This window comes from Pseudomonas sp. 65/3-MNA-CIBAN-0223 (genome assembly GCF_040310425.1).
Lineage (GTDB): Bacteria > Pseudomonadota > Gammaproteobacteria > Pseudomonadales > Pseudomonadaceae > Aquipseudomonas > Aquipseudomonas gregormendelii.
In genome coordinates this window covers 239,976-251,897 of sequence record NZ_JBEOPV010000002.1, presented here as the reverse complement: position 1 = coordinate 251,897, position 11,922 = coordinate 239,976, and the positions used below count along the sequence as shown (strand labels likewise).

At 60.6% G+C, this 11,922-nt stretch carries 6 protein-coding genes; all 6 read right to left on the bottom strand.

The window, feature by feature from the left end:
- Positions 1-212: 212 nt before the first annotated feature.
- The 6 genes from AAEZ09_RS02760 to AAEZ09_RS02735 all read right to left on the bottom strand — a co-directional run bounded on the left by AAEZ09_RS02760 (position 213) and on the right by AAEZ09_RS02735 (position 11,917).
- The gene (locus AAEZ09_RS02760) at positions 213-1,631 is read right to left on the bottom strand and encodes a glutamate synthase small subunit GltD family protein (protein WP_045061932.1); all 1,419 of its coding nucleotides are present in this window, start codon (positions 1,629-1,631) and stop codon (positions 213-215) included.
- Between the two features lie 33 nt (positions 1,632-1,664).
- Positions 1,665-6,113 carry a glutamate synthase large subunit gene (gene gltB / locus AAEZ09_RS02755; protein WP_045061933.1) on the bottom strand — a complete coding sequence of 1,483 codons (4,449 nt, stop codon included), beginning with the start codon at positions 6,111-6,113 and terminating at the stop codon, positions 1,665-1,667.
- A gap of 351 nt (positions 6,114-6,464) precedes the next feature.
- A complete protein-coding gene (locus AAEZ09_RS02750; protein WP_350598044.1) occupies positions 6,465-8,060 on the bottom strand; it encodes an AAA family ATPase in 1,596 nt (531 codons plus the stop codon).
- 10 nt (positions 8,061-8,070) lie between these two features.
- Positions 8,071-9,171: a 3-dehydroquinate synthase gene (gene aroB / locus AAEZ09_RS02745; protein WP_350598042.1), complete on the bottom strand. Its 1,101-nt coding sequence runs from the start codon at positions 9,169-9,171 to the stop codon at positions 8,071-8,073.
- A 150-nt stretch (positions 9,172-9,321) separates the two neighbouring features.
- Positions 9,322-9,840, bottom strand: a complete 519-nt coding sequence (gene aroK / locus AAEZ09_RS02740) for a shikimate kinase AroK (protein ID WP_045061936.1) — start codon at positions 9,838-9,840, stop codon at positions 9,322-9,324.
- Positions 9,841-9,844: 4 nt separating this feature from the next.
- Complete coding sequence (locus AAEZ09_RS02735; RefSeq protein WP_205893439.1) at positions 9,845-11,917, bottom strand: type IV pilus secretin PilQ; 2,073 nt, start codon at positions 11,915-11,917, stop codon at positions 9,845-9,847.
- Positions 11,918-11,922: the final 5 nt, after the last annotated feature.

Sequence of the window (11,922 nt, the reverse complement as noted above, 5' to 3'; positions counted from 1 at the left end):
CGCGAGGCAAAAGGCACGGTTGCAGGTCAGCCTTTTGTCTATCGGGTCAATTTGTCGCGCTGGAACACGGCTTTCGCAACACCACAAAACCAATGTGGGAGCTGGCCTGCCAGCGATGCGGACACCTCGGTGTGTCAGTCGGTCCGAGGTGATGCTATCGCTGGCAGGCCAGCTCCCACAGGGTTATTGCATGTCAGGTCTGGATCGGAGGGCTAGACCCCCAGGTAATCCAGGATCCCTTCGGCGGCGTTGCGGCCTTCGAAGATCGCCGTCACCACCAGGTCAGAGCCGCGAACCATATCGCCACCGGCGAAGATTTTCGGGTTGCTGGTCTGGTGTTTGTACTGACCCTGCTCCGGGGCCACAACGCGGCCCTGGCTGTCCGTCTGGATGCTGTGCTGTTCAAACCACGACGCCGGGCTAGGGCGGAAACCGAAGGCGATAACCACGGCGTCGGCCGGGATGATTTCTTCGGAGCCCGGGATCGGCTCGGGGCTGCGACGGCCACGGGCGTCCGGTTCGCCGAGACGGGTCTCGACCACTTTCACGCCTTCGACGCGGTCTTCACCGACAATGGCGATCGGCTGGCGGTTGTAGAGGAATTTCACCCCCTCTTCCTTGGCGTTCTTCACCTCTTTGCGCGAGCCCGGCATGTTGGCTTCGTCGCGACGATAGGCACAGGTCACCGATTTGGCACCCTGGCGAATCGACGTACGGTTGCAGTCCATGGCCGTGTCGCCGCCGCCCAGGACCACAACCTTCTTGCCTTTCATGTCGACGAAATCTTCCGGCGACTTTTCAAAGCCCAGGTTGCGATTAACGTTGGCGATCAGGAAGTCGAGCGCGTCATGCACGCCCGGCAGGTCCTCACCGGCAAAGCCGCCCTTCATGTAGGTGTAGGTGCCCATGCCCATGAACACGGCATCGTATTCTTCGAGCAGTTGCTCGACGGTCACGTCCTTGCCCACTTCGGTGTTCAGGCGGAACTCGATGCCCATGCCGGTGAAGACTTCGCGACGATTGCTCAACACGGTCTTTTCCAGCTTGAACTCGGGAATGCCGAAGGTCAGCAGGCCGCCGATTTCCGGGTTCTTGTCGAACACTACCGGGGTCACGCCGCCACGCACCAGTACGTCGGCACAGCCCAGACCGGCCGGGCCCGCGCCGATAATCGCAACACGCTTGCCGGTCGGCTTGACCTTGGACATGTCCGGGCGCCAGCCCATGGCGAACGCGGTATCGGTGATGTATTTCTCGACCGAACCGATGGTCACTGCGCCGAAGCCGTCGTTGAGGGTGCACGCCCCCTCGCACAGACGATCCTGCGGGCACACTCGCCCGCACACTTCCGGCAGTGTGTTGGTCTGGTGCGACAGTTCGGCGGCCTGGAGGATGTTGCCCTCGGCCACCAGCTTCAGCCAGTTCGGAATGAAGTTGTGCACCGGGCACTTCCATTCGCAATACGGGTTACCGCAACCCAGGCAGCGGTGGGCCTGATCGGCCGAATGCTGGGGTTTGAAAGGTTCGTAGATCTCCACGAACTCTTTCTTGCGTTGACGCAACAGTTTCTTCTTCGGATCCTTGCGCCCGACCTCGATGAACTGGAAGTCATTATTCAGACGTTCAGCCATTGTTAAAACCTCATCAAACTCTTCAGGCGCATATCACTGCGGGTTGGCACGGGTGCTGGAAAGCAACGATTTCAAGTTGGCAGCCTTGGGCTTGACCAGCCAGAAACGACGCAGATAGTCATCGAGGTTTTCAGCGAGGTTACGACCCCATTCGCTGTCGGTTTCCGCGACGTATTCGTCGAGCACGCGCTGCAGGTGGCTGCGATAGGCTTCCATCGCTTCGCCGCTGATGCGCTGGATTTCCACCAGTTCGTGGTTGACCCGGTCAACGAAGCTGTTGTCCTGGTCGAGCACGTAGGCGAAACCGCCGGTCATGCCTGAACCGAAGTTGTAGCCGGTCTTGCCCAGGACGCAGACGAAACCGCCGGTCATGTACTCGCAGCAGTGATCGCCCGTGCCTTCGACTACGGTATGAGCACCGGAGTTACGCACGGCAAAACGCTCGCCCGCAGTACCGGCGGCGAACAGTTTGCCACCGGTGGCGCCATACAGGCAGGTGTTGCCGATGATGGCACTGTCCTGAGTCTTGTAGATGCTGCCCTTGGGCGGCACGATGACCAGTTTGCCGCCGGTCATGCCCTTGCCGACGTAGTCGTTGGCATCGCCTTCCAGGTACATGTTCAAGCCGCCCGCGTTCCAAACGCCGAAGCTCTGACCGGCCGTTCCTTTGAAGCGGAAGGTGATCGGCGCGTTCGCCATGCCTTGGTTGCCGTGCTTGCGCGCGATTTCGCCGGAGATCCGTGCGCCGATCGAACGGTCGCAGTTGCAGATGTCCAGGGCAAAATCGGCGCCGCTCTTGTCGTTGATGGCAGAGGTGGCCATGTCGACCATTTTCTCGGCCAGCAAACCTTTGTCGAACGGCGGGTTGCGCTCTACCTGGCAGAACTGAGGCTTGTCTGCCGGGATGTGATCGCTGCCGAGCAACGGGGTCAGGTCCAGGTGCCGCTGCTTGGCGGTCTGGCCTTCGAGGATGTCCAGCAGATCGGTACGACCGATCAGCTCTTCGAGGGAGCGCACGCCCAGCTTGGCCAGCCACTCACGGGTTTCTTCGGCGACGTAGGTGAAGAAGTTCACTACCATGTCGACGGTGCCGATGTAGTGATCCTTGCGCAGCTTCTCGTTCTGGGTCGCGACGCCGGTGGCGCAGTTGTTCAGGTGGCAGATGCGCAGGTATTTGCAGCCCAGGGCGATCATTGGCGCGGTACCGAAGCCAAAGCTTTCAGCGCCGAGGATCGCAGCCTTGATCACGTCGAGGCCGGTTTTCAGGCCGCCGTCGGTTTGTACCCGGACTTTACCGCGCAGGTCGTTGCCGCGCAGGGTCTGGTGGGTTTCGGCCAGGCCGAGTTCCCACGGTGCGCCCGCGTACTTGATCGAGGTCAGCGGCGATGCGCCGGTGCCGCCGTCGTAGCCGGAGATAGTGATCAAGTCCGCGTAGGCCTTGGCCACACCGGCAGCAATGGTGCCGACGCCGGCTTCTGCTACCAGCTTCACCGAGACCAGCGCCTTCGGATTGACTTGCTTGAGGTCGAAAATCAGCTGCGACAAATCTTCGATCGAATAGATGTCGTGGTGCGGCGGCGGCGAGATCAGGGTCACGCCCGGCACTGCGTAACGCAGCTTGGCGATCAGGCCGTTGACCTTGCCACCTGGCAGTTGACCGCCTTCACCGGGCTTGGCGCCTTGGGCGACCTTGATCTGCAGCACTTCAGCGTTGACCAGGTATTCCGGGGTCACACCAAAACGGCCAGTCGCCACCTGCTTGATTTTCGAGCTCTTGATGGTGCCGTAGCGCGCCGGGTCTTCGCCGCCTTCGCCGGAGTTGGAACGCGCACCAAGGCGGTTCATCGCTTCAGCCAGGGCTTCGTGAGCTTCCGGCGACAATGCACCGAGGGAGATGCCCGCGGAATCGAAGCGCTTGAGCACCGATTCCAGCGGTTCGATCTCGCTGATGTCCAGCGGCGTGTCCAGGGTCTTGACCTTGAACATGTCGCGGATCATCGACACCGGACGGTTGTCCACCAGCGCCGTGTATTCCTTGAACTTGCTGTAGTCGCCCTGCTGCACAGCGGCTTGCAGGGTGTTGACCACGTCCGGGTTGTACGCGTGATATTCGCCACCGTGGACGAACTTCAGCAAACCGCCCTGCTGGATTGGCTTGCGCGGGCTCCAGGCTTCGGCAGCCAGGGCTTTCTGCTCGGCTTCGATGTCAACGAAACGCGCACCCTTGATGCGACTTGGCACGCCACGGAAGCTCAGCTCGCACACTTCTTCGGACAGGCCGATGGCCTCGAACAGCTGCGCACCACGGTACGAGGTAATGGTGGAGATACCCATCTTCGACAGGATCTTCAACAGACCTTTGGTGATGCCTTTGCGGTAGTTCTTGAACACCTCATAGAGGTCGCCCAGGACTTCACCGGTACGGATCAGGTCGCCCAGCACTTCGTAGGCCAGGAACGGATAGACCGCCGAGGCGCCGAAACCGATCAACACCGCGAAGTGGTGCGGATCGCGCGCAGTCGCGGTCTCCACCAGGATGTTGGAGTCGCAACGCAGGCCTTTCTCGGTCAGGCGGTGGTGTACCGCGCCGGTGGCGAGCGAAGCGTGGATCGGCAACTTGCCCGGAGCAATGTGCCGGTCACTCAGCACAACCTGGGTACGACCGGCGCGCACAGCTTCTTCAGCCTGGTCGGCAACGTTGCGGATCGCCGCTTCGAGGCCGACGCTTTCGTCGTAGTTAAGGTCGATGATCTGGCGTTCGAAGCCCGGACGATCGAGGTTCATCAGCGAACGCCACTTGGCCGGGGAAATGACCGGCGAGCTGAGGATCACGCGCGAAGCGTGTTCCGGCGACTCCTGGAAAATGTTGCGCTCGGCACCGAGGCAGATTTCCAGCGACATGACGATGGCTTCACGCAGCGGATCGATCGGCGGGTTGGTGACCTGTGCAAATTGCTGGCGGAAATAGTCGTACGGTGTGCGCACGCGCTGGGACAGCACGGCCATCGGCGTGTCGTCGCCCATCGAGCCGACGGCTTCATAACCTTGCTCGCCAAGCGGTCGCAGCACCTGGTCGCGCTCTTCGAACGTGACCTGATACATCTTCATGTACTGCTTGAGCTGGTCAACGTCGTAGAACGCCGAGCCGTGGTCGTTATCTTCCATGGTTGCCTGGATGCGCAGGGCATTCTTGCGCAGCCATTGCTTGTACGGATGACGCGACTTCAAGCGGTTGTCGATGGCGTCGGTGTCGAGGATCTGCCCGGTTTCGGTGTCCACGGCGAAGATCTGGCCCGGACCAACGCGGCCCTTGGCAATTACGTCTTCAGGCTGGTAGTTCCAGACGCCGATTTCCGAGGCCAGGGTGATGAAACCGTTCTTGGTGGTCACCCAACGCGCCGGACGCAGACCGTTACGGTCGAGCAGGCACACCGCGTAACGACCGTCGGTCATTACCACGCCGGCCGGGCCGTCCCACGGTTCCATGTGCATCGAGTTGTATTCGTAGAACGCACGCAGATCCGGGTCCATGGTCTCGACGTTCTGCCACGCAGGCGGAATGATCATCCGCACGCCACGGAACAGGTCGATGCCCCCGGTCACCATCAGTTCAAGCATGTTGTCCATGCTGGAAGAGTCGGAACCGACGCGGTTGACCAGCGGGCCGAGTTCTTCCAGATCGGGCATCAGGTCGTTGGCAAACTTTGTACGACGTGCCACGGCCCAGTTGCGGTTGCCGGTGATGGTGTTGATTTCGCCGTTGTGCGCCAGGAAGCGGAACGGTTGCGCCAGCGGCCATTTCGGCAGGGTGTTGGTGGAGAAGCGCTGGTGAAACACGCAAATCGCGGTTTGCAGGCGCTGGTCGCTCAGGTCTGGATAGAAGGCGGTGAGGTCCGCCGGCATCATCAAGCCTTTGTAGATAATGGTCTTGTGGGAAAAGCTGCAGATGTAGTGATCGGTGTCGGCGGCGTTGGCCACGGACGAACGACGACGGGAACTGAACAGCTTGATCGCCATGTCCTGATCGCTCAGGCCTTCACCGCCGATGAACACTTGCTCGATCTGCGGCAGGCGCTCAAGGGCCAGGCGGCCGAGGACGCTGGTGTCGATCGGCACTTTGCGCCAGCCGACGAGCTGCAGGCCGGCCGCCAGGATCTCGCGGTTCATGTTCTCGCGAGCGGCTTCGGCTTTGACCGGGTCCTGATTGAAGAAGACCATGCCCACCGCATATTGCTTGGGCAGTTCGACGCCGAATGCTTCCTGGGCGATCGCTCGCAGGAACACGTCCGGCTTTTGAATCAGCAGACCGCAACCGTCACCGGTCTTGCCGTCGGCGTTGATCCCACCGCGGTGGGTCATGCAGGTCAGGGCCTCAATGGCCGTTTGCAAAAGGGTATGACTGGGCTCGCCCTGCATATGGGCTATCAGGCCGAAACCGCAGTTATCCTTGAATTCATCTGGTTGGTACAGACCTGCTTTCATAGACACTTTCTCACCAGGCTGCCCCTTATCGAGGCAAATTTCTTTTCAATTCAACCACTTGCAACCCGCACCGAACGTACGCCAGCTTTGCGGGAGCAAAAGGGAGGTCATTGTACACACCGACACAGAGGCTCACAAATTTGACGACGAACTGTCGCAAATCTATGTCGCATTTGTGAAAGGTTTAAAGCGATATGCTGTGCTAGTCAAAACTTTTTTGATTTTTGACCGCAACCACTCAAAGACTACTGTGACGCAGACACCACAAGGCACGCGATCTGTAGAGAAGGCGCGCACATGCGGAAATATTGAGGTGCCGGGAGAGGCGGCCTGGGTAAGGCCGCCGAATCTTCAGCGAGTTGTTGCCAGTTCCTGTTGGACGCTGGCGACAGTGCGAGGCCAAGGTTTACCAGCCTGAACCTTCGCTGGCAAGGCCTTGATGGCGCTAAGGGCTGCATCACGGTTGGCGAAGTTACCGTAGGTGATGACGTAAAGAGGCTTGCCGTTGAGCACTTTCTTGAAATAACGGTACTCGCCGCCCTGCTCTTTCACGAAGTTTTGCGCAGACGCTTCGGAGCTGGTGCCAAGGATCTGCACCACGTAGTTGCTAGTCGGTTGCCCGGCGTACCAGGTACCACCACCGCCTTTGGCAGCGGCAGCGGCCGGTTTCTCGGCAGGCTTGGCGGTCGCCACGGCGGCAGGTTTGGCCGGCACAGGCGCGGGTTTGGCGACAGGTGCGGGAGCCGGCTTGGCAGTGGCCACCTGGGTCGGTGCTGGCGCAGGCTTGGCGGCCGGCGTCGGCGCTGGGCCAGGCTGGATTCCGGCCGGTGGCGCAGAAGTGGTCACGGTCGGCGGTGTGGCGCTGGAGCCTTCAACCGGCACGCCATCGTCACCTTCAGTGATGCCACCCGCTGCTTCGGCCAGCGGGCCACGCATGACCGGTTGCGAGTTGCCGACAAGCGGCAACGGCATTGGCTGCGAATTACCGGCGAACTCCACGGCTGGAGCACCGTTGCTGTTAGGTTGCGGAGCACCCTCGCCGAGCGGCAATTGCGCCTGCTCGTTGGCAGGAGCGCCAGTGGTCGGTGCTTTGCTGCGACCTGGCATCAACCAGGCGGCGGCTACCGCGACCACGACTACGGCGGAAATCGCCAATACGTGTTTCTTCGGCATGTTGAACCCCATACTTGGACGCTTGACCGCTGAGCGGCTGGCAATCATGGCTTCGATCATCGCATCGCGGGCGACCTGGTTGATATTGCCAGGCCAACCGTCGGAGCTTTCATGAATATCAGAGATCTGATTAGCGGTGAAAAGTTCGATACCCCGGCCAGCGCCTTCGAGCCGCTGATCCAGATACTCGCGGGTTTCCTCTTCGGTGTAAGGCTGCAATTCGATGACGTGAAAGCGCTCTTCTTCAAGGCTCAACGCATCGAGTTGGGCAATCAACGACGACTCGCCGAACAGGAACACATGCGGACGGCCTTCGGGAGCACCCGCGGCCAGTGCCAACAAGGCTTCCAGCGCGGACTCGTCAAGCTGCTCGGCGTCATCCACCAGCAGATAGACTTCCTGCCCGGTCAAGGCCAGCTGTACGACCTGTGACAGGATCGAGCCGATTTCCGGCTGGGCGACATTCAGCGCCTGGGCCACCTGGCGCAGCACGCCGGCGGCATCACCGGCACCGCGGGCGGAAACCACCACACTCTGCACCGATTGCTTGTTGGTACTGGCCACCAGGGCCTGGCGCAACAGGGTCTTGCCGCTGCCTTGCGGGCCGGTGACCACCAGCAGCAACTGGCTATAGCGCGCCAGGTGATGCAGTTGTCCCAGCACCGGCTTGCGCTGGGCAGGGAAAAATTTGAAGCCAGGTACCCGCGGAGCGAAAGGGTCGTGACTCAACTGGTAATGGCCGAGGAAAGCCTCGTCGGCGTGCAAACTAGTCATCGGGATCTTATTAACCTTTAAGCTGAGCCAGGGCGCGGTAATCCGCTCCCAGCGTGGCCTGTAGAACCTCTTTCGGATAATCGTCGGTCACCACCGCTTCGCCCATGTGGCGCAGCAGCACCAGGCGCAAACGACCGTCGATCACTTTCTTGTCAATTGCCATGTGTTCGAGAAAATCAGCTTCAGTCATCTCTTCAGGCGGGACAACCGGCAGGCCGGCGCGCAGGAACAGACGGATGCCACGATCACGCTCCTGCTCGCTGATCCAGCCCAGGCGTGTGGACATTTCCAGCGCCATTACAGTGCCAGCAGCGACCGCCTCACCATGTAGCCACACACCATAGCCCATATGCGTTTCGATGGCGTGGCCGAAGGTATGCCCCAGGTTCAACGTAGCGCGTACACCTGTTTCCTTCTCGTCGGCCCCCACCACGGCAGCCTTGGCTGCGCAGGAGCGCTGGATGGCATAAGTCAGGGCAGTCTGGTCCAGGGCGCGCAGGCGATCGACGTTCTCTTCGAGCCAGGTGAGGAATGGCTCGTCGCAGATCAGTCCGTATTTGATCACTTCGGCCAACCCGGCAGAGAGTTCGCGGGCCGGCAAAGTGTTCAGGGACGTCGTGTCTATCAGCACCACGTTCGGCTGATAGAAGGCGCCGACCATGTTCTTGCCCAACGGATGGTTGATACCGGTCTTGCCGCCCACCGAGGAGTCGACTTGCGACAGCAGCGTGGTCGGGACCTGAATGAAATCGACACCACGCTGATAACAGGCGGCGGCAAAACCGGCCATGTCACCAATCACACCGCCGCCCAAGGCAATCACGGTGGTGCGGCGGTCGTGACGCGCGGTCAGCAGCCCGTCGAAGATCAGTTGCAGGGTTTCCCAGGTCTTGAAGGCTTCGCCGTCGGGCAGCACCACGGAAATGACCGAGAATTGCCCCAGGCTGCGGGTCAGACGTTCGAGATACAGAGGCGCGACGGTCTCGTTGGAAATGATCGCCACTTGCCGTCCGCGAATATGCGGGGCCAGCAGCTCAGGCTGATCCAACAAACCTTCGCCAATATGAATCGGGTAGCTGCGCTCGCCTAGATCGACCTTGAGTGTCTGCATGTGTCCCCACAGTGAAGATGGAATCAGGCATCGTGCCTTGAATTATCGATGTCCGCGGCCTCTGTTGGTGTGACGCCGTTCGGTAGCCATTCGCCACAGTCCAGAGCGGCGGCGACTGGAGGCCGAGGATAGCGCATTTCACGCCGCGCTTTAACGGGGAGGCAGTTGCTGCAAGCGTTCGAGAATATCCAGCACCACCATCCGCGGCGGCCGCTCATCGGTTTCCACCACCAGATCGGCGATTTCCCGATAGAGCGGATCGCGAATCGCCAGCAGATCCCGAAGGGTCTTGGCCGGATCTGCCGTGCGCAATAGCGGCCGATTGCGGTCGCGGGACGTTCGCCCCACCTGCTGCTCGACGGAAGCATGCAGGTACACGACCCGACCACCGGCATGGAGCGCCCGACGATTGGCTTCGCGCATGACTGCACCGCCCCCGGTCGCCAACACCACGCCATCGCACGCGCACAGCTCGGCAATCATCGCCTGCTCGCGATCACGGAAGCCTGGCTCGCCTTCCTTATCGAAAATCCATGGGATATTGGCGCCCGTGCGCAATTCAATTTCCTTGTCGGAATCTTTGAACGGCAGGCGCAGCTCTTTGGCCAGTAACCGGCCGATGGTGCTTTTTCCAGCCCCCATCGGTCCTACAAGAATCAAATTTCGCACAGAATCAACGACTCACAGCAATCGCCTGGTTATTCATGATACGCGGTGTGAGAAACACCAACAGCTCGGATTTTTTCTCCGAAACCACGTCACGCCGGAAAAGGCGGCCAAGATACGGCACATCGCCGAGAAATGGCACCTTATCTACAACCTTGCTTTGAGTATTTGAGAAAACGCCACCAATGACGATGGTCTCGCCATCGTTGACCAACACCTTGGCATTGACCTCGTTTTTCTTGATCGGCGGTACGTCCTGCACCTTGTTCAGGTAATCCGGCTCATCCTTGGTGACCTTGACCTCCATGATGATCCGGTTGTCCGGGGTGATCTGCGGGGTCACTTCCAGCGACAGCGATGCCTCCTTGAAGGACACCGATGTGGCACCGCTGGAACTGGCTTCCTGATACGGAATCTCGGTGCCCTTGAGGATCTTCGCGGTTTCCTTGTCGGAGGTGACGACCTTGGGTTGCGAGACGATTTCGCCGTTGCCGGTTTTTTCCATCGCCGTCAGTTCCAGGTCGAGCAACACGTTATCGGTAATGAACGCGATGCCGATTCCCGAGGTATTAGCCGAGGTGCCCAGGTCGACGAAAGGCGAATTGGTGCCCGTGCTGCCCGGTGTACCGATGGTGGTGGACGAGCCGTTGACCCCCGAGGAGTTCCAGTTGCCCTTCTGCACCGAACCACCCCAGCGCACGCCGAGACTCTTGTCGTAATCGACGTTGGCCTCGACAATTCGCGCCTCGATCATCACCTGACGCACCGGAATATCCAGCTGCGCCACGATGCGACGCAGTTCGTCGAGACGATTCTGGGTCTGGTAGGCAATGATGTTGTTGGTGCGCTCATCGACGGTGATCGAACCACGCTCGTCGACTTTCGCTTCGGCACTGGTGACCGACTGGAACAACTTGGCGATGTCGGCAGCCTTGGCGTAGTTGACCTGCAGCAGCTCGCGACGCAGGGGGGCCAGTTCGGCGATCTGCTTTTGTGACTCCAGCTCCTGGCGCTCGCGAGCGGCAATTTCCTCCGCCGGCGCAACCAGCAAGACGTTGCCGACCATGCGCTTGTCCAGGCCCTTGGTCTTCAGCACCAGGTCCAGCGCCTGGTCCCACGGCACATTTTGCAGGCGCAGGGTAATGCCGCCCTGGACCGTGTCACTGGCCACCAGATTGAGGTTGGTGAAGTCGGCAATCAACTGCAGCACCGAGCGCACATCGATGTCCTGGAAATTCAGCGAAAGCTTCTCGCCGCTATAGGCGAAGCGCTCCGCATTGCGTTTTTGCAGGTCGTCGACCGTCATCGCCCGAATGCTGACGGTGAGCTTGTTGTCCGTCTGATAGGTCGAGTAGTCGAACGCGCCACTGGGTTCGATGCTGATGGTCGCACGGTCCCCGGTGGCACTGGCATTGACGAATTGCACCGGCGTGGCGAAATCCTTCACGTCCAGGCGGACTCGCAGGGACTCTGGCAGCTGGGTTCGGGCGAAGCCAAGGATGATCTTGCCCTCGCGCTCTTGAATGTCCGGGGCGATGGATGGATCGGACAGGTCGATGACCACATTGCCCTCGCCCTGGGTGCCACGCTGGAAGTCAACGCTGCGGATAGCCTTGGCTACCGGCGCGTACGCTTTCGCCGGGGCCGGCGAAGTAACGGCACGCGGCGCGCTGGCGACCGGTCGCGATGCAGCCTTGCTGGCGCCCTGGCCGACAACCACAAACAGGGTGTTGCCTTCGACCCGCGAGGTATAGGGGGACAACTGCGTCAGGTTGATGATCAGCCGCGTCCGGTCCTTGGCTTCCACCACCGTGGCACTGCGGGCATTGCCGCCACCCAGGTCGCGGGTCTTGCTGGCCAGCTGGCTGACCACCCCGGGCAGGTCGAGTGCGATCCGCGCCGGTGACTCGGTGGTGTAGCCCTTGGGCGTGGGAGGCGTGCCATCGAACGACAGCTTCAACTCGATGCGGTCCCCAGGCAGTGCGGCAACGTCCAGCGTCTTCAGATTGGCCGCTTGTGCCATCGGCGAAAGCAGCGCTATCCATAGCGAAATACCGAGGGCTGAGAAAATCCTGTTCATGATTC

Coding starts and splice junctions, on each gene's coding strand:
- AAEZ09_RS02735 (WP_205893439.1), bottom strand. CDS start 11,917: ATGAACAGGATTTTCTCAGCCCTCGGTATTTCGCTATGGATAGCGCTG.
- aroB (WP_350598042.1), bottom strand. CDS start 9,171: ATGCAGACACTCAAGGTCGATCTAGGCGAGCGCAGCTACCCGATTCAT.
- gltB (WP_045061933.1), bottom strand. CDS start 6,113: ATGAAAGCAGGTCTGTACCAACCAGATGAATTCAAGGATAACTGCGGT.
- AAEZ09_RS02750 (WP_350598044.1), bottom strand. CDS start 8,060: ATGACTAGTTTGCACGCCGACGAGGCTTTCCTCGGCCATTACCAGTTG.
- AAEZ09_RS02760 (WP_045061932.1), bottom strand. CDS start 1,631: ATGGCTGAACGTCTGAATAATGACTTCCAGTTCATCGAGGTCGGGCGC.